General features: G+C 69.0%; 17 protein-coding genes and 1 pseudogene. 6 read left to right on the top strand and 12 right to left on the bottom strand.

Going from position 1 to position 17,966, the window contains the following annotated elements:
- Positions 1-60 precede the first annotated feature (60 nt).
- Positions 61-713: pseudogene (locus PARN5_RS23505) on the top strand (adenosylcobinamide amidohydrolase).
- Here the strand turns inward: PARN5_RS23505 and PARN5_RS0112105 are convergent.
- The 6 genes from PARN5_RS0112105 to PARN5_RS0112080 form a co-directional block, all read right to left on the bottom strand.
- Complete coding sequence (locus tag PARN5_RS0112105; protein WP_018000038.1) at positions 703-1,464, bottom strand: ABC transporter permease; 762 nt, start codon at positions 1,462-1,464, stop codon at positions 703-705. The pseudogene PARN5_RS23505 and the gene PARN5_RS0112105 sit on opposite strands and share 11 nt — an antisense overlap.
- Positions 1,461-2,387, bottom strand: a complete 927-nt coding sequence (locus PARN5_RS0112100; protein ID WP_018000037.1) for an ABC transporter ATP-binding protein — start codon at positions 2,385-2,387, stop codon at positions 1,461-1,463. Before PARN5_RS0112100 ends, PARN5_RS0112105 begins: the two co-directional genes overlap by 4 nt.
- A gap of 423 nt (positions 2,388-2,810) precedes the next feature.
- Positions 2,811-3,410, bottom strand: coding sequence for a hypothetical protein (locus PARN5_RS22055; protein WP_036744607.1), 600 nt, complete (start codon positions 3,408-3,410; stop codon positions 2,811-2,813).
- A gap of 205 nt (positions 3,411-3,615) precedes the next feature.
- Complete coding sequence (locus PARN5_RS0112090) at positions 3,616-4,392, bottom strand: lysophospholipid acyltransferase family protein (RefSeq protein ID WP_018000035.1); 777 nt, start codon at positions 4,390-4,392, stop codon at positions 3,616-3,618.
- Positions 4,393-5,322, bottom strand: coding sequence for an FtsX-like permease family protein (locus tag PARN5_RS0112085; RefSeq protein ID WP_018000034.1), 930 nt, complete (start codon positions 5,320-5,322; stop codon positions 4,393-4,395). It lies immediately after the preceding gene.
- A complete protein-coding gene (locus PARN5_RS0112080) occupies positions 5,319-5,993 on the bottom strand; it encodes an ATP-binding cassette domain-containing protein (RefSeq protein WP_018000033.1) in 675 nt (224 codons plus the stop codon). The genes PARN5_RS0112085 and PARN5_RS0112080 overlap by 4 nt, the downstream gene beginning before the upstream one ends.
- A gap of 136 nt (positions 5,994-6,129) precedes the next feature.
- Here PARN5_RS0112080 and PARN5_RS22050 point away from each other — a divergent pair, with 136 nt between their 5' ends.
- A complete protein-coding gene (locus tag PARN5_RS22050) occupies positions 6,130-7,008 on the top strand; it encodes a zinc-ribbon domain-containing protein (protein ID WP_018000032.1) in 879 nt (292 codons plus the stop codon).
- Between the two features lie 3 nt (positions 7,009-7,011).
- Here PARN5_RS22050 and PARN5_RS0112070 read toward each other — a convergent pair whose 3' ends face one another.
- The 4 genes from PARN5_RS0112070 to argH all read right to left on the bottom strand — a co-directional run bounded on the left by PARN5_RS0112070 (position 7,012) and on the right by argH (position 12,467).
- Positions 7,012-9,552, bottom strand: coding sequence for a DUF4175 domain-containing protein (locus PARN5_RS0112070; protein WP_026155380.1), 2,541 nt, complete (start codon positions 9,550-9,552; stop codon positions 7,012-7,014).
- Positions 9,553-9,642: 90 nt separating this feature from the next.
- Complete coding sequence (gene lysA / locus PARN5_RS0112065) at positions 9,643-10,908, bottom strand: diaminopimelate decarboxylase (RefSeq protein WP_018000030.1); 1,266 nt, start codon at positions 10,906-10,908, stop codon at positions 9,643-9,645.
- Positions 10,909-10,920: 12 nt separating this feature from the next.
- A complete protein-coding gene (locus tag PARN5_RS24570; protein ID WP_018000029.1) occupies positions 10,921-11,073 on the bottom strand; it encodes a hypothetical protein in 153 nt (50 codons plus the stop codon).
- The gene (argH, locus tag PARN5_RS0112055) at positions 11,070-12,467 is read right to left on the bottom strand and encodes an argininosuccinate lyase (protein ID WP_018000028.1); all 1,398 of its coding nucleotides are present in this window, start codon (positions 12,465-12,467) and stop codon (positions 11,070-11,072) included. Before argH ends, PARN5_RS24570 begins: the two co-directional genes overlap by 4 nt.
- 22 nt (positions 12,468-12,489) lie before the next feature.
- On the opposite strand from argH, the gene PARN5_RS0112050 reads away from it, so the two are divergent.
- Positions 12,490-13,032, top strand: coding sequence for a TlpA disulfide reductase family protein (locus tag PARN5_RS0112050; RefSeq protein WP_018000027.1), 543 nt, complete (start codon positions 12,490-12,492; stop codon positions 13,030-13,032).
- On the opposite strand, the gene PARN5_RS0112045 is transcribed toward PARN5_RS0112050, so the two are convergent.
- Complete coding sequence (locus PARN5_RS0112045; RefSeq protein ID WP_018000026.1) at positions 13,010-13,585, bottom strand: DNA-3-methyladenine glycosylase I; 576 nt, start codon at positions 13,583-13,585, stop codon at positions 13,010-13,012. The two genes, PARN5_RS0112050 and PARN5_RS0112045, sit on opposite strands and share 23 nt — an antisense overlap.
- 101 nt (positions 13,586-13,686) lie before the next feature.
- Here PARN5_RS0112045 and PARN5_RS0112040 point away from each other — a divergent pair, with 101 nt between their 5' ends.
- The 3 genes from PARN5_RS0112040 (at position 13,687) to PARN5_RS0112025 (ending at position 17,642) form a co-directional block, all read left to right on the top strand.
- Complete coding sequence (locus PARN5_RS0112040) at positions 13,687-14,514, top strand: EAL domain-containing protein (protein ID WP_018000025.1); 828 nt, start codon at positions 13,687-13,689, stop codon at positions 14,512-14,514.
- A 1,144-nt stretch (positions 14,515-15,658) separates the two neighbouring features.
- Positions 15,659-16,831 (top strand): acetyl-CoA C-acetyltransferase, encoded by a 1,173-nt coding sequence (locus PARN5_RS0112030; RefSeq protein ID WP_026155378.1) that lies wholly within the window; start codon positions 15,659-15,661, stop codon positions 16,829-16,831.
- An 85-nt stretch (positions 16,832-16,916) separates the two neighbouring features.
- Positions 16,917-17,642 (top strand): beta-ketoacyl-ACP reductase, encoded by a 726-nt coding sequence (locus tag PARN5_RS0112025; protein ID WP_026155377.1) that lies wholly within the window; start codon positions 16,917-16,919, stop codon positions 17,640-17,642.
- Positions 17,643-17,737: 95 nt separating this feature from the next.
- Here the strand turns inward: PARN5_RS0112025 and PARN5_RS23500 are convergent, their stop codons facing one another.
- On the bottom strand, positions 17,738-17,902 hold the full coding sequence (locus PARN5_RS23500) for a YdcH family protein (RefSeq protein WP_018000021.1): 165 nt from the start codon (positions 17,900-17,902) through the stop codon (positions 17,738-17,740).
- Positions 17,903-17,966: the final 64 nt, after the last annotated feature.

Here is a 17,966-nt window from a genome sequence, read left to right as displayed (position 1 = left end):
TGCTGGTTGCATCGCCCGGCCCGGCCGCGTAACCGCCGGACAGGGGCAGCGAGGGATGGCATGCGGATCACATATGACACGCCCTGGCTGATCGCCGACCTGGGCCGGCCGCGGCGCGTGCTGTCCTTTGCGCCGCATCGCCCCGGCTTTCGCCGCGCCCGGCATATCCTGTGGCGGCAGGTGCGCGACGCCGACCTGGCGCCCGGCTTCGATGCCACGGCCTGGCTTGCGGCCGAGATGGCGGGCATCGGCCATGCCGCGGCTGTCGGCATGATGACCTCGCGCGGGCTGGAACATGCCGTGACGGCCACGGCCGGCCCGGCGAGCTGCCTGGCGACAGTCGGCCTTGGCAATGCCGAGCGGGTCGGCCACCGGCGGGCGTTTCCGCGCGCGGGCTATGGCACCATCAACATCGCGGTGCTGGTCGAGGCCGGGCTGACCGGCGCCGCCATGATCGAGGCGCTGAGCATCGCCGCCCAGGCGCGCACCGCCGCCGTGCTGGCGGCCGGGGTGGTGCTGCCCTCGGGCCTTGCGACGGGAACCGGCACGGATTGCATCGCGCTGGCCTGCGACCCGGGTCCGAGCGGTTCGCCGGGCTGCATACCGAACTGGGCGAGGCGGTCGGGCGCTCTGTCCACGATGCCGTCCTGCGCGGCGCCCTGGCCTGGGTCGCCCGCCACGGCCGGCAGGTGCAGGCCGCGCCTATTCCCTGAGCCGCCAGCCGGTCAGGAAGATCCAGCGGATCGCGCCCATGCAGACCAGGATCATCAGCCCGACCGCCGCCAGCGAGGTGCCGACCGGCACGTCGGCGAGGTCGAAGAAGCTCCAGCGGAAGCCCGAGATCAGGTAGAGCACCGGGTTCAGCTTCGCCACCGCCTCCCAGAACGGCGGCAGCATCGAGGCCGAGTAGAAGGCGCCGCCCAGGAAGACCAGGGGCGTGATGACCATCATCGGCACGATCTGCAACTGCTCGAAGGATTTGGCCCAAAGCCCGATGATGAAGCCCAGCAGCGAGAAGCCCAGCGCCGTCAGCACCAGGAAGGCCAGCATCCAGAACGGATGCGCGATATGGACGCCGTTGAACCAGAAGCTGGTCAAGAGGATCACCAGCGCGATCAGCACGGCCTTGGCGGCCGCGGCGCCGACGAAGCCCAGCGTGACCTCGATCCAGCCGGTCGGCGCCACCAGCAATTCGTAGATCGTGCCCGAGAATTTCGGGAAATAGATGCCGAAGCTGGCGTTGCTGACCGATTGCTGCAAGACGGTCAGCATCATCAGCCCGGGCACGATGAAGGCGCCATAGGGCACGCCCTCGACCGACTGGATGCGCCCGCCGATGGCGGCGCCGAAGACCACGAAATAGAGCACGGTCGACAGCACCGGCGAGGCCAGCGACTGCCAGACCGTGCGGAAGAACCGCGCCATTTCGTGATTGAAGACCGCCTGCGCGGAGCGCCAGTTCATGCGGTTTCCTCCTCGACCAGCGACATGAAGATCTCCTCGAGGCTGCTCTGCTTGGTCGAGACGTCGCGCACCGCGATGCCATGTTCGGCCAGTTCCGCCAGCAGCCGGGCGATGCCGGTGCGCTCGGCCCGGGTGTCGTAGTCATAGCCCAGCCGCATGCCGTCCTCGGACTGCTCGAGCCGCCCGGCCAGGGCCAGCGGCAGGTCCGCCACCGGATGGTAAAGCTCGATGGTCAGGCGCTTCTTGCCGAATTCGCCCATCAGCTCGGCCTTGGGCCGCACCAGCAGAAGCTGGCCGCGATTGATGACGCCGATGCGGTCGGCCATGTCCTCGGCCTCTTCCAGGTAATGCGTGGTCAGGATGATGGTCACGCCCTGCGCCCGCAGGTCGCGCACCACCTGCCACATCTCGCGCCGCAGCGTCACGTCGACCCCGGCGGTGGGCTCGTCCAGGAACAGCACCTTGGGCCGGTGCGACAGCGCCTTGGCGATCAGCACCCGCCGCTTCATGCCGCCCGACAGCTCGCGCGTCCTGGCGTCGCGCTTGTCCCACAGCGCCAGGCTGCGCAGCAGGCTTTCCAGATAGGCCTCGTCCGGCGGCTCGCCGTAAAGGCCGCGGGTGAAGCGCACGCAGTCGATGACCTTCTCGAAGGGTTCCAGCGCGATCTCCTGCGGCACCAGGCCGATCAGCTTGCGCGCCGCGCGCCAGTCGCTGCGGATGTCATGGCCGCCGACGCGGACCGTGCCGCCAGTCGGCACCACCAACCCGCAGATGATCGAGATCAGCGTGGTCTTGCCGGCGCCGTTCGGCCCGAGCAGCGCCAGGATCTCGCCCGACTCGATCTGCAGGGACACGTCGTTCAGCGCCACGGTGCCGCTTTCATAACACTTTGAAATATGGTCGATATCAATGATCGGACGCATCGGTCCTCCTGAATTCCGGCCGCTGGGGCGGAGTGGAAGGTAGGGTCCGCGGCGCCGCGGCACAATGACCCCCGCGCGGGATTTCGTCAAAAGGGACCTTGCCGCGCTGCGGGTTCCCGCGCGGCGAAACGGTGCGGAGGGTGGGAAGCGGGCAGGTTTTCCGAGCACCTGACGGCTGGTCGGTGTGTGCGTTCCGTGGTCTTGCGGGGGGCGATGCGGCAGGACAGCGGTGACAGGCGCTTGGTGGCGGGGGTCTTCGACGACCTCATGAAACGCGAAGATTTATGGCCGGATCATGTTGACGCCGTGCGAGAGGCCAAAGGCTTCGTCCCGCATCGCCGTTGCCGCGCCGGCCGCCAAGCACTACGATCCCACCTCGCATGCGACAAGCGTCGCTCCGAGCCGTTTGCGGACGGCACAAGATCAGCGAACATACTTCACATTGGGGGTCTTCCGGAGGACCGTTCGCAGCCTCAATTCTGACTTCCTACCAATCTCTCGACGTGCTGCACTATCCTGCCGAATAATATCGGCTCTCAGCAGGATCACCGTGAGTAATTCATGAAGCTCCAAGGGGCCTGCCATTCTTCCTGCCTCCGCCTGGACAGCGTCGCGGAGATTGACAGGCGTGCAGTTTTCCAAGTCACGAACATCGCTGTCACCGACTTCAAATGTCAGGTCATGGGCGATCTTATTGCGTAGGCCACTGATCTTGCGAATTGGCGTCACCAGTTCGTCCGGCAAAAGTGCCATTGCCACAACCAGATCCATACGTTGACTGAAGCCCATACGTGACAGGGAGATCGCCTCGGGCTTGGCCAGTGCCTCTGTGAGAATCTGTGCCACTACATGTTCGAAGTATAGGTGAGCCTGAATGAGCTGCTGCCAGCGGTCTCCACTTCCGATCCTCTTGGTGAAGTCTGCTCGATGAAAGCAAAAGGTCTGATGCCTTTTCTGTATGTCTTCATCAGATGTCGATAGGAGCTCAAGCTCCTTGTTGGAGGGCGTCCAGGTGTCGTTCATCGTTTCAATTCGCGCAGCTTACCTTCAACACACGAGTATCTTACGTCAGAGGCATCTCCAACAACCATTAGGGATAGCTCCAACATTAGGGCTATCTGACGTTTGGCAAACGTCCACTCCGTCCCGCATAGCGGACCTTCACGAAACCGGCACCCCCGGCAAGCACCGCCCCTATCCAGAACTGCGCGCGCCGCAGGCAAACGGATCAGCCGGCCGGGTCCAGCGCCTTCGCGCCCCCGGCCTCGGCGAAGAGCCGGTCGCTCGCCGGCTCGATGCGGGCCTCCAGCAGCTCCATGACCTGCGAGGAGCGTGCGCCCACCGGCAGCGGTTCCAGGAATTCGATCACCGCGGTGCCGCCGCGGATCGGGATGCCGCGCTTGGGCCAGAACATGCCGCAATTCACCGCGACGGGGTGGATGGTCAGGCCGGTGGCGCGCTGGATGGTGCCGGCGCCGTGCTTGTAGGGCAGGCGCTGGCCGGGCCGGGTGCGGGTGCCCTCGGGATAGATGATCAGCTGGCCCAGCCCCTCGGGGCGGGCGCGGGCGGCCTCGACCTCGGCGATGATGCGCTTCATCGCCTCTTTCCCGCGCGAGCGGTCGATGGGGATGCAGCCGACCTTGCGGGCGAACCAGCCCATGATCGGCACGCGCAGCACCTCGCGCTTCATCACGAAGGCGCGGCGCGGGCAGGCTTGGGCCAGCGCCAGGATGTCGAGGAAGCTCTGGTGCTTGGCGGCGACGATGCAGTCGCCGGTGGGCGGCGTGCCCCGGACCTCGACGCGCAGGCCCAGGATGACGCGGGCCGCGCCCAGCATCTGCCCCAGCCAGACCCCGGCGACGCGGTTCGCGGCCTCGGCCCCGCGCAGCGCCTGCGGCAGGCCCCAGAGCCCCAGCACCAGCGTCGCCAGCGCGATATAGAGGTAATAGGCCAGCGTGCGCGGCCAGTCGAGGATCGAGGGCGGGCGCGGCTGGTACTGGCTCACTCAGCGCACCTCGCGCAGGATCTTCAGCGCCGCCCAGCGCGTGGCGGCAAAGCCGATGGCGGCCGCGACGACGGGCACCAGCAGCGGCCAGAGCCAGCCCCAGCCCTGGAAGCCGAGGCCGGTCAGGAAACCGCCGGCCTGGTCCACCCCGGGCAGCGCCCAGACCGCCGCCATGCCCAGCACGGTGCCGCCCGCCGCCCCCATGGCGGCGCGGCGGGTAAAGCGGCGCACGAAGGCGGTGGCGATGGTGATGTCGCGGGCGCCGATCAGCCGCAGCACCCGGATCACCTGCCCGTTCGCGGCCATCGCCGCCTTGGCCGCCAGCGTGATCATCGCCGCCGAGGCGGCCGCGATCAGCGCCAGCGAGACCAGCCCCAGCGCCCGCAGCCGGTTCGCCGCGGACACCAGCGGCGCGCGCCAGCGGGTGTGGTCGTCCAGCACCGCGCCCGGCGCCTCGCCCTGCAGGCGCAGCCGCAGCGCCTCGGCGTCGAAACCCTCGGCGGCCTCGGTGACCTCGATCAGGCGCGGCACCGGCAGCGCCTCGACCGGCACGTCGGGGCCGAACCAGGGTTCCAGCAGCTTTTCCACCTCGTCGTCGGGCAGCAGCCGCGATTCGGCGATGCCGGGGGTGGTCTGCAAGACCTCCATCACCGTGCGGGTCTGCTGGTCCATCTGGTCCTCGGGCGCCGAGATGCGCACGGTCACGGTCTGCGCCAGCTCGCTGGACCAGCGCTCGGCCAGCCGCCCGGTCGCCAGCGCCAAGGCCAGCGCAAAGACCGCAAGGAAGGCCATGGCGCCGGCCGAGAATACCGTCAGCTGCGCGGTGAAGCCGGTCGGCGGCACGACGCGGTCATGGCCCGCCGGGTCCGGCCGGGTCAGCCCCCGCCACAACGCCGCAAGGTCCAGCGATTTCAGATCGGCTTTCTTCACAGGTCGGCCCCCGCCAGTTGCAGCCGCTTGCCGGCGATGCGCAGCACCCGCGCCTGCACCTGCTGCTTGGCGGCGCGGATCAGGTTCAGGTCATGGGTGGCGATCAGCACCGCCTTGCCGGATCGGTTCAGCTCGATCAGCAATTGCAGAAGCCGCATCGACATCTCCCAGTCCAGGTTGCCCGTCGGCTCGTCGGCCAGGATCAGCTCGGGCGACATGATGACGGCGCGGGCCAGCGCGGCGCGCTGCCGCTCGCCCCCCGAAAGCTCGGGCGGCATGGCGCGGGCCTGGCCCGACATCTGCACCCAGGACAACAGGTCGCCCAGCGCCGGCATGTCCACCGGCTCGCCCGAGACGATCAGCGGCAGGGCGATGTTCTCGGCCACCGGCAGGTGGTCGAGGAACTGCGTGTCCTGATGCACCACGCCGACCCGCCGGCGCAGCGCGGCGATGCCGTCGCGGTCCAGCCCGCGCACGTCCTGGCCAAAGGCGGTCATGCGCCCGGCGGTCGGCAGCAGTTCGGCATAGCACAGCCGCAGGAAGCTGGTCTTGCCCGAGCCCGAGGGGCCGGTCAGGAAATGGAACGAGCCCGGCTGAAGCGTCAGCGACATATCGGCCAGCAGCGGATCGTTGCCGCTGTAGCCGAAGGACAGGTTCTGCATTTCGATCACGGATGACTCCTTGCCTGTCGGCTGCTTGGCGCGCCGTTTCCGGCTTGATAGAACAGTCGCGCGGCGAATGCGAGACGCCCGCGTAATGGAAAGCCGCCCCGCGGGGGCCAGGCCGAATGCCAGGAGACACGATTTCATGCGCCTGACCTGCCCCCGCTGCGCCGCCCAGTACCAGATCGCCGATGCCGCCATCCCGCCGGCCGGGCGCGAGGTCGAATGCTCGGCCTGCGGCCATGTCTGGCATCAGGAAGGGCCTGCAAAATCCGCGCCGGAAGCCGTGGCCGCGGCGCCCGAGCCCGGTTTCGACCCGCAGGCCCGCCCGGTGCTGAACCGCGCGCTGGACGAGTCGGTGCTGTCCATCCTGCGCGAGGAAGCCGCCCGCGAATTGCGGGTCCGCAAGGGCGAGACGCCCGAGCCCGCCGAATCCCCGGCCGATCACATTCCCGCGACGAAAGCCGCCGCCGAGGCGGCGCCGGAATCCGCGCCGCAGATCGACTGGCCGGCCACCACGCTGACCGTGCCCGAGACGCCGCCGGACGCCGCGCCCGCACCGGCGGAGCCGCAGCCCGCCGAGGCTCCGGCAGCGGCAGCGCCCGCCGATCCGGCGCCGCCCGAGCCTGTGCAACCCGACCCGCCCGAGCCGGTGCTGCCCGCCCTGCCCGACGCGGCCGAGCTTGCCGCGACCCTGACCCGTCCTGCCGCGCCCTTGCCCGAGCCCTCGCCGGCGCCGGAGCCCGCGCTCGAGGCCGCCCGCACCGCGCTGCGCCCCGCCGCGCCCGACGAACACGCCGAGGCCCCGGCCGCGCCCGTGCCGGTGCTGCTGCCAGCAGAGCGGCGGCGCTCGGGCTATGGCGCGGGCTTCGGTCTTGCCGCGATGCTGGCCCTGGGGCTGGTCGCGGTCTATGCGCTGGTCCCGCAGATCCCGGCCGACCGGGGCGGCGCCACGCTGGCCGAATGGCGGCAGGGCATCGACCGCGGCCGGCTCTGGCTTCACGACCGCATCCTGGGCGACTGAGGCTCAGAAGTTCTCCAGCAACCGGCCCAGGTAGTCGCGCTCGTCCCGCGGCCGCTCGCGCTCGCCCGAGCGGCGGCGGATCTCGTCCTGCAACTCGCGCGCCTTGCGCGAGGGGTCGGGCCCCTCGGCCAGCGGATCGCCGCTGGCAATGGCGCTGCCGTCGCCCGAAAGCGCCCGGCCCAGCGGATCGGTCTGCGGCTGGCGGTCATAGGGCTGCGCCAGACCGCGCTGGCCGCGCGTCTCGCCCGAGGGCCCCTCGGGCCCGCCCTCCTGGCCGCCCTGCTGCGGCGCGCCCTCCTGGCCTTGCTGGTTCTGCGCCGTCATCTCGCCCAGCGCCCGCATGCCCTCGCGCATGGACTGGATGGCCTGGGCCTGCCGCTCCATGGCGCCGGCGGCATCGCCGTCGCGCAGCGCCTGCTCGGCCTCCTCCATGGCGCGGCCGGCCTCGTCGAGCTGGCGCCGCGCCGCATCGCCCTGCGGCGTGCCGCGACCGGGCAGCAGGCCGCGCTGCTGGCCCAGGTCCTCGCGCAACCCGCGCTGGCGGTCGGCCAGGCTCTGGCCCTGCCCGGCGCCTTGCTGCTCGCCCTCCTGGCCCTCGCCGCTCTGGCCCTGTTCGGGCTGGCCGGGCTGCCACTGGCCGTATTGGTCCTGCATGCCGCGCATGGCCTCGTCGGCCAGCTTCTGCTGGTCGCGCAGGGTCTGGGCCAGCCGGTCCATCGGCCGCTGCCGCACGCCCGAGCCGTCCTGCGCGGTCGTCACCTTCAGGTTCTGCATCATGCGGTTGAACTGCTCCAGCAGCTCCTGCGCCTCGGCCATGCGGCCCTCGTTCATCAGGCGCTGGATCTCGTCCATCATCTGCTGGATCTGGTCGCCGCTGATCTGCTGGCGGTCCTGCTGCGGCGAACGGTCGAAACGCTCGGCCGGATCCTCGCCCTGCTGCTGCGCCAGCATGTCGAGATACTGGTCGGTGGCTTCCTTCAGCTCATCCATCAGGCGCTGCACCTCGTCGGGGCTGGCACCGTTGCGGATCGCCTCGGAAAGCCGCTCCTGCGCCTGGCGCATCCGCTCCAGCGCATCGGCCAGCCCGCCATCCTCCAGCGCCACGGCGGCATCCCACAGGGCCTGCGCCAGCTTGCCCCGCGCCTCTTCGGTCAGGGGCCCGGCTTCCAGCGTGGCGATGGAACCGCGCAGGCCCTTGTAGAGATCCTCCTCCATGAAGCCCTCGGGCTGCCAGCTGGCGGCGCGCAGCATCCGCGCGGCCTCACGGGCATTGCCGCGCGACCACAGAAGGTCGCGGCGCGTCTCGATCAGCGCCGCCGCCAGCGGGTCGAAGAAGCGCCGCCCCGGCAGCACCATGCGCAAGGGTGCCGAGACGCCCTGCTGGCCGATGCCGTCCTCGACCCGCAGGGTGACGATGACCGGCAGGTTGGCCCAGGGATGGCGCGACAGATCGGCGCTGAGCCGGCCGCGGATCTGCTGGCGCGAGCCGCTGGCCGGCAGCGGCAGCTCGACCACGACATCCTCGCGCGGCTCGGGTTCGGCGGCGAGGCCGTAACGGCGATCCACGGCAGAAAGGTCCAGCGCGATCAGCGCCTCGCCGCCGGCGACGCCATTGTCGTCGCTGGCGGTGAATTCCTGCACCAGCCTGCCGTCGGCGCGGCGCTCCGGCACCTTGCCCGGCGCCACCACCGGCGCGGCATCGGGCAGGACGGTGACCTCGAACCGGCGATCCGCGACCGCGATCACGCCGTCATGCTCGGCCATGAAGCCGGGCGCCGAGGGCTCGCCGCCCGCGACCGCCGTGCCGATGTCCTGCGTGACCGAGGCGCCCTCGCCGTAAAGCCGGAAGCTCAGCTTGCTGCCCTTGGGCAGTTCCAGCACCTGGCCCTCGGGCAGGGCGTTCAGGTAAAGCGTCGGCCGCCGGGTATAGGCCGGGGGCTCGGCCCAGCCCTCCCAGGCGGGCCCGCCCGCGACGCCGGGGCGCGCCTCGGGCGTCGGGCGGAAACTCGCCCCCAGCGCCGCCAGCCCCTGGCCCAGCTGCCCGGGCGGCGCAAAGACCAGCGCCATGACCAGCGCGACCAGCGCGACCAGCCGCAATCCGACCGGATCGCGCCAGCGCAGCCGCGCATCCGGCACCACGGCGCGCGCGGCCGTGGCTTCGGCCTGCATCCGCGCCAGATGCGCCTGCCACAGCGCCGCCGACCCGGCATCGCCCTCGCCCACCGCCACCCGGTCGCGCAGGGCCGATAGCGGCCGCCCCGGCAGCAGCCGGTCCACCCGCAGCCGTGCCGCCTCGGCCGAGGGGCGCCGGAACCGCCGCAGCCCCCAGCCCGCCGCCAGAACCACGGCCAGCGCCGAGACGCCAAGCCCCACCAGCAGCCCGCGCGGCGACAGCAGTTCGGCCAGGCCAAAGGCCAGCGCCGCCAGCACCAGCGCCGCCAGCACCGCCAGCGGCCAGAAGGCGCCGGCCAGCGCCTCCCACCACATGCCGGCCCGGGTCAGCCCGACGGCACGCCGGATGCGAGGGGGCTCAGGCCGGGCCACTGGAGGCCCTCGTTCTTTCTTGGACAAATATCCCACGGGGGTCCGGGGGTGTGAAACCCCCGGCACCAAGGGAACCGCCGGGATGCAGGGTCAAAGCCATTCCGGGATGGTATCGCGTCCCAGCATTTCCTCAAGCGTCGGTCGCGGCCGAATGACGGCGAATTGATCGCCGCGGACCAGAACCTCGGGCACCAGCGGCCGCGAGTTGTATTCCGAGGCCATCACCGCGCCATAGGCCCCGGCCGAGCGCAGCGCCACCAGGTCGCCCGGCCCCAGCGCCGGCAGCTCCACCGCCTTCTCGAAGGTGTCGCCGGTCTCGCAGACCGGGCCGACCACGTCGAAGGCTGCGACCTCGGCCCCCGGCGCCGGTTCGATGACCGGGACGATGTCGTGATGCGCGGCATACATCGCCGGGCGGATCAGGTCGTTCATGGCGGCGTCGAGGATCAGGAAATCCCGCCCCTCGCCCTCTTTCAGATAGATCACCGAGGAGAGCAGGATCCCGGCATTGCCCGAGATGTTGCGCCCCGGCTCGATCTCGATCTCGCAGCCCAGATCCCCCACCGCATCGCGGATCACCTGGCCGTATTCGATGGGCAGGGGCGGGGCGTTGTTGTCGCGCCGGTAAGGGATGCCCAGGCCGCCGCCCATGTCCAGCCGCCGGATGTCGTGCCCGTCCGCGCGCAACGCCCGGGTCAGATCGGCCATCTTGGCATAGGCCAGCCGATAGGGCTCGAGGTCGGTCAGCTGGCTGCCGATATGCATGTCGATGCCGACGACCTCGATCCCCGGCAGGGCCGCCGCCAGGGCATAGACCGCGCGCGCCTTGGCGATCGGAATGCCGAACTTGTTTTCCGACTTGCCGGTGGCGATCTTCTCATGCGTCCTGGCATCCACGTCCGGGTTCACCCGCACGGCGATGGGCGCCACCACCCCCAGGGACGAGGCTACCTGCGACAGCAGCTCCAGCTCCGGCTCGGATTCGACGTTGAACTGGCGGATGCCGCCCTCCAGCGCCATGCGCATCTCGGCCGCGGTCTTGCCGACGCCGGAAAACACGATGCGGCTGCCCGGCACGCCCGCCGCCCTGGCGCGGGCATATTCCCCGGCCGAGACGATATCCATCCCCGCGCCCAGGTCGCCCAAGAGCTTCAGCACCGCCAGGTTCGAGTTCGACTTGACGGCAAAGCAGACCAGGTGATCGGTCCAGTCCAGCGCCTGCCGGAACAGGTTGAAATGCCGGGTCAGGGTCGCGGTGGAATAGACATAGACCGGCGTGCCGACCTCGGCCGCGATGCGCGACAGCGGCACCTCCTCGGCATGCAGCTCACCACCGACATAATTGAAGTGATCCATGAAGATCCCGGCCTAAAGGTCTGAAATCACGCCGATCCGCGCCTCGCCGCTGACCTGCAGGCCGGGCGCGGACGGTTCGGGACGAGTGGGGGCGCCGTCGACGCCGCAGGCGGCCAGCGTCGCCAGCATCAGCGCCAGCGCGGCGATCAGGATGGAATGCGTCATGCCAGCTTCTCCTTCCAGCGGGCGATCTGGGCCCGGACCTGTGCCGGCGCCGTGCCGCCATAGGACATGCGCGAGGCGACCGAATTATGCACGCCGAGCACGTCGTAGACAGCGGCGGTGATCGCCGGATTGACCGATTGCATCTGCTCCAGCGTCAGGTCCGGCAGGTCCACGCCCGATTTCTCGGCCATGGCGACCAGCGCGCCGGTGGCATGATGGGCGTCGCGGAACGGCAGCCCGGCCTCGCGCACCAGCCAGTCGGCCAGATCGGTGGCGGTGGAAAAGCCCGAGCCCGCCGCCGCCTCCAGCCGCTCGCGGTTCGCGGTCAGGTCCGACAGCATGCCCTCCATCGCCGCCAGGGCCAGCATCAGGTTGTCGCTCGCGTCGAAGACCTGCTCCTTGTCCTCCTGCATGTCCTTGGAATAGGCCAAGGGCAGGCCCTTCATCACCACGAACAGCGCCACGGCGGCGCCAAGGATGCGGCCGATCTTGGCCCGGATCAGCTCGGCCGCATCGGGGTTCTTCTTCTGCGGCATGATCGAGGAGCCGGTCGAGAAGCGGTCCGACATGGTGACGAAGCGGAACTGGGCCGAGGACCAGATCACCAGCTCTTCCGCCAGCCGCGACAGGTGGACGGCGCAGATCGCCGCCGAGGACAGGTATTCCAGCGCGAAATCCCGGTCGCTGACCGCATCGAGGCTGTTGGCCATCGGCCGCTCGAAGCCCAGCGCCTTGGCCGTCGCCTCGCGGTCGATGGGAAAGCCGGTGCCGGCCAGCGCGGCGGCGCCCAGCGGCGATTCGTTCATCCGCTTGCGCGCGTCCTGGAAACGCGACAGGTCGCGGCCGAACATCTCGACATAGGCCATCATGTGATGGCCCCAGGTCACCGGCTGCGCGGTTTGCAGATGGGTAAAGCCCGGCATCACCCAATCCGCGCCCTTTTCCGCCTGCGACAAGGCGGCGCGGATCAGCGCGTCCAGCCCCTGGATCGCCGCGTCGCATTGGTCGCGCACCCACAGCCGGAAATCGGTCGCCACCTGGTCGTTGCGGCTGCGCGCCGTGTGCAGCCGCCCCGCCGGCTCGCCGATGACCTCTTTCAGCCGCGATTCCACATTCATGTGGATGTCTTCCAGCGCGGTCGAGAACGGGAAATTCCCCGCCTCGATCTCTGACAAGACCGTGAGAAGCCCTTCCCCGATCGCCTCGGCATCGCTAGTGCTGATGATGCCCTGCGCGGCCAGCATCGCCGCATGGGCGCGGCTGCCCCGGATGTCCTGGGCATAGAGCCGCTGGTCGAAGCCGATCGAGGCGTTGATCGCCTCCATGATCGCGTCCGGGCCTGCGGCGAAACGTCCGCCCCACATCTGGTTGGCGGTGGAGGGCTGCTCGGTCATGGATTGTCCTTCGGGGGGTGGAATGCGTTGGCTGGTTCTTTATACGGCGCTTGTCCTTGGTGCAAACGCCGGATGGGCGGGCGAGATCGACTGGCAGGCCGCGCATGACGGCGGGCTGGCCAAGCTGCAACGGACCGACCCGACCCCGGTGCCGGCGACCGAATTCACCGACCCCGAGGGCGGCACCCATGCGCTGGCGGATTACAAGGGCAAGGTGGTGCTCTTGAACTTCTGGGCGACCTGGTGCGCGCCCTGCCGCGAGGAGATGCCCTCGCTCGATGCCCTGCAGGCCCAGATGGGCGGCGAGGATTTCCAGGTCGTGGCCATCGCCTCGGGTCACAACCCGGCGCCGGCGATCACCAAGTTCCTGGCCGAGGCCGGGGTCACCAACCTGCCGGTGCGGCTGGATCCGCGCCAGGCGCTGGCGCGCGAGATGGGGGTGATGGGCATGCCGGTGACGGTGCTGATCGACCGCGACGGCGACGAGATCGCCCGGCTGATGGGCGGCGCCGACTGGGCCTCGGACACCGCCCGCGAGCTGGTCAGGCAGGCGACAGCGCCTTGACCCTTGCGTGACAGGGACAGCTGGTCATGTGGTCGTTGACCAGCCCGCAGGCCTGCATGAAGGCATAGGTGATCACCGGACCGCAGAAGTTGAAACCGCGCTTTTTCAAGGCCTTGGCCATGGTTTCGGATTCGGGCGTCCTGGCCGGAACCTCGGCCATGCTGGCAAAGGCGTTCTGGATGGTGCGGCCGCCGGTGAAGGACCAGATGAAGGGCGTGAAACCCTCGGCCGATTCGATGTCGAGGAAGATCCGCGCGCCCTTGACCGTCGCCTCGATCTTGCCGCGATGGCGGATGATGCCGGGGTTTTTCAGCGCCGATTCGATCTGCGGCGCGCCCCAGCGGGCGACGCGCTCGGGGTCGAAGCCTTCGAAGGTCTCGCGGAAGGCGTCGCGCTTGCGCAGGATGGTGATCCAGCTGAGCCCGGCCTGGAACCCGTCCAGCACCAGCTTTTCCCACAACGCGCGCGGATCGCGCTCGGGCACGCCCCATTCCTCGTCGTGATAGGCGACATAAAGCGGATCGGTCCCGCACCAGGCGCAGCGTTCGGTCATGGCAGGCAGGGCTCCGTTAACCTTGAGTCGAGAAAGCAGCTCGAGTTTACGCGATCTTAGGAGATGATCGCCAGACTTCCGCCGATGACAGGAGTCTTGGCATGACCGACAACATTGATTCGCAACCGGATTTGGGTTCCCCGCTGGATTTCGCGGTCGACCAGCAGGCGCGCGTGACCATGGCCGCGGTGCGGCGCGCGGTCTCGCGCGGGGATGCGGTGCTGGCCTATCAGCCCGTCGTGCAGGCGGATCGCCCGAAACACGCGGCCTTTCACGAGGGGCTGATCCGGATCATCGACGAAACCGGCCGCATCGTGCCCCTGCGCGATTTCATGCCGCTGGCCGAAACCACCGAACTCGGGCGCCAGATCGACTGCCTGTCGCTGTCCCTGGGCCTGAAATCCCTGGCCGAGGAACCCTCGCTGCGGCTGTCGATCAATATGTCGGCGCGCTCGATCGGCTATCCGGCCTGGCTGCGCACCCTGCGCGCGGGCCTCGCCGAAGATGACCGCATCGGCGAAAGGCTGATCCTGGAGATCACCGAAAGCTCGGCCATGGGCCTGCCGGAACTGGTCGGCCGTTTCATGCAGGAGTTGCAATCGCACGGGGTCAGCTTCGCGCTGGACGATTTCGGCGCGGGCTATACCTCGTTCCGCTATCTGCGCGACTTCTGCTTCGACATGATCAAGATCGACGGCCAGTTCATCCGCGAGATCGCCGGCCAGCGCGACAACCAGGTGCTGACCCGGGCGCTGCAATCCATCGCCCATCATTTCGATATGTTCACGGTGGCGGAATCGGTCGAGACGGCGGATGACGCCGCCTTCCTGATCGACATGGGCATCGACTGCCTGCAGGGCTATTACTTCGGTGCGCCGACCATCGTGCCGCCGTGGAAATCCCCGAACTCGGCCGCGCGGCGCAGCTAGGCAGCGGGGGGCTCGTTCCGCATGACTGGCCCCGGCCCGTTTCGCAAGCTCGGTGCCCGGACGGCGAGCATCGCCCTGCGTGCGGGCCCGACATTGCGGGCCCGAGATCATGTGTGCTGTTCCTGGGGCATGGCATCGGTGGGACTCTGCCCGCAGAGAAGCGCCCTATCGGAACAGGTGCTGCGGCACACGGAGCTCGGGCGGGGGCGCGACTGGTGGCTGCCACGGTTCAGCATAGCCTGGGGCTAGGTGTCCGCGCGCGCAGGCGCGCGAATGGTGGCGTGTGTCGTGCCTTGCGCTCAGGCAGGCACTTAACCGCGGCCGCGCGAATGGTGGCGGGCACACATCGAGGACAAACAGAAGAACGTCGACCGCGGGCGCGCGCGGGAGCGGACGCTTGAGGCTTCCGTTGCGGCGCTGCGCATATGTCGACCACGGGCGCGCGCACGCGGGCCCGGCGGACTATTCCGTGAGCGCGACCGATCTGGGGTTCAGGCGCGCGCGCGGGCCCGGCGCAACCGCAAATTTCAGGATCGACCGCCACGCCCGCGCGCGGGAGCGCGGGCCCGGCTGATCCCCTTCGAATTCGCGGCCAAGTCGACCGCGGGCGCGCGAATGGTGGCGTCGCTGGAGGGGTTTGACCGTGCTCGGGTGGAAAATGCGGGCCCGCGCGGGCGCGAATGGGGGCCGTGGTCTCGGTCGGCTGGCCGGCGGACGAACGGCGCGCCGGGCACAAAAATGCTGAGTCTTCTCCGGAGCGAGCCGACAGCCCGATCCCTCATCTCCAACAGGATGAAGGGCAGATCACGTCACGCTCCATGGCTGGGAGCTGGCGCATCCCCCGGACGCACGCATGGCGATCACGGCGCAACCGGCACCGCATGCGCAACCACAAGCGCGCTTCGGCATGCGACCGGCCGAGCCGAAGGTCTCGGGGCGACGCGGCGCCGGGCAAAGGCGCAGCACGCCGCCGGTTGCAGGGCGGCGCGCCGCCGGCCCCGGCGCCGCCGCGCGATGCGCAAGGCGGCACTTTCTCCGATCCGACCCGGCCGCCCTTCCGGTAAGTCCGCTTGACGCCACGGAACGAAACGGCAAACAGTTTCCCTGTTACCGATCTTTTCGGGCATCAGGGAAGGAGCCTGTCATGACAAAAGCCGTAATCGTATCCGCCGCCCGCACCCCCGTGGGCAGTTTCCTCGGGTCCTATGCAAACCTGCCGGCGCATGAACTCGGCGCAATCGTCCTGAAGGCCATCGTCGAGCGGGCCGGCATCGACCCCGCCGAAGTGTCCGAAACCATCCTCGGCCAGGTGCTGACCGCCGGCCAGGGCCAGAACCCCGGCCGCCAGGCGCATATCAAGGCCGGCTATCCGCAGGGCTCGGCCGCCTGGGTGCTGAACCAGGTCTGCGGCTCGGGCCTGCGCTCGGTCGCGCTGGCGGCGCAGCAGGTGCTTCTGGGCGACGCCACCGTGGTCGCGGCGGGCGGCCAGGAATCCATGTCGCTCTCGCCCCATGCCGGCTATATCCGCGCCGGGCAGAAGATGGGCGACATGAAGCTGCTCGACACCATGATCAAGGACGGGCTGTGGGACGCCTTCCACGACTATCACATGGGCACCACGGCCGAGAACGTGGCGACGAAATGGGGCATCACCCGGGCCGAGCAGGACGAGTTCGCCGTCGCCTCGCAGAACAAGGCCGAAGCCGCGCAGAAGGCCGGCAAGTTCGCCGATGAAATCGTGCCGGTGACGATCAAGACCCGCAAGGGCGACACCACGGTCGATGCCGACGAATACATCCGCCACGGCGCCACGCTGGAGGCGATGGAGAAGCTGCGCCCCGCCTTCAGCAAGGAAGGCACCGTGACCGCCGGCAATGCCTCGGGCCTGAACGACGGCGCCGCCGCCGTGCTGGTGATGACCGAGGACGAGGCCAGCCGCCGCGGCCTGACGCCGCTGGCGCGCATCGCCTCCTATGCAACCGCGGGCGTCGATCCGCAGATCATGGGCACCGGCCCGATCCCAGCCAGCCGCCGGGCGCTGGAGCGCGCCGGCTGGTCGGTCGGCGACCTGGACCTGGTCGAGGCGAACGAGGCCTTTGCCGCCCAGGCCATCGCCGTCAACCGCGACATGGGCTGGGATCCGGCCATCGTCAACGTGAACGGCGGCGCCATCGCCATCGGCCACCCGATCGGCGCCTCGGGCGCGCGCATCCTGAACACGCTCTTGTTCGAGATGCAGCGCCGCGATGCCAAGAAGGGCCTGGCGACACTCTGCATCGGCGGCGGCATGGGCGTGGCGCTCTGCGTCGAGCGCTGAGCCGAAAAAGGTGCGCGCAATGATCTTGCGCGCATCGACCTCGTTCGGTAACACAATTTCACGACCATTTTAAAAGGGGGAAGAAATGGCAAAAGTGGCTCTTGTGACCGGCGGTTCGCGCGGTATCGGCGCGGCGATCTCGAAGGCCTTGAAGGACGCGGGCTATACCGTTGCCGCCAACTATGCCGGCAATGACGACGCCGCCCGCGCCTTTACCGAGGAAACCGGCATCAAGACCTATAAATGGTCGGTCGCCGATTACGACGCCTGCGCCGCCGGCATCAAACAGGTCGAGGAGGAGCTGGGTCCGATCGCGGTGCTGGTCAACAATGCCGGCATCACCCGGGACGCGATGTTCCACAAGATGACCGCCCAGCAGTGGAAAGAGGTCATCGACACCAACCTGACCGGGCTGTTCAACATGACCCACCCGGTCTGGACCGGGATGCGCGACCGCAAGTTCGGCCGCATCGTCAACATCAGCTCGATCAACGGCCAGAAGGGCCAGGCCGGCCAGGCGAACTATTCCGCGGCCAAGGCGGGCGACCTGGGCTTCACCAAGGCCCTGGCGCAAGAGGGCGCGCGCGCCGGCATCACCGTGAACGCGATCTGCCCGGGCTATATCGGCACCGAAATGGTGCGCGCCATCGACGAGAAGGTGCTGAACGAACGCATCATCCCCCAGATCCCCGTCGGCCGCCTGGGCGAGCCCGAGGAGATCGCGCGCTGCGTGGTGTTCCTGGCCTCGGACGACGCGGGCTTCATCACCGGCTCGACCATCACTGCGAACGGCGGCCAGTTCTTCGTCTGAACTGGTCCCGGAAACGGCAACGGCCCGCGATGATCGCGGGCCGTTTTCCGTTCATGGCTCAAAGCCCTGGGTGGGCCGGGCCCACCCCGTCGCAGCTAGTGCGACAGGCGCGTGATCTCTTCCTTGAGGCGAAGTTTTTCCTTTTTCATCTGCGCGATGGCGAGGTCATCCGTCGCCGGGCTGCGATGCGCAGCCTCGATGGCGTTTGAAAGCGACTGGTGTTTGCGGCGAAGCTCCTGGACATGGGATTCAACCGACATTCCGTCCTCCTCTTGGATTGATCGAACCATCGGATTGCAGCACAGATTCGTCACATTGTCACCG

It is taken from the genome of Paracoccus sp. N5, from assembly GCF_000371965.1.
Classification (GTDB): domain Bacteria; phylum Pseudomonadota; class Alphaproteobacteria; order Rhodobacterales; family Rhodobacteraceae; genus Paracoccus.
This window is presented reverse-complemented; position numbering and strand designations above follow the sequence as displayed.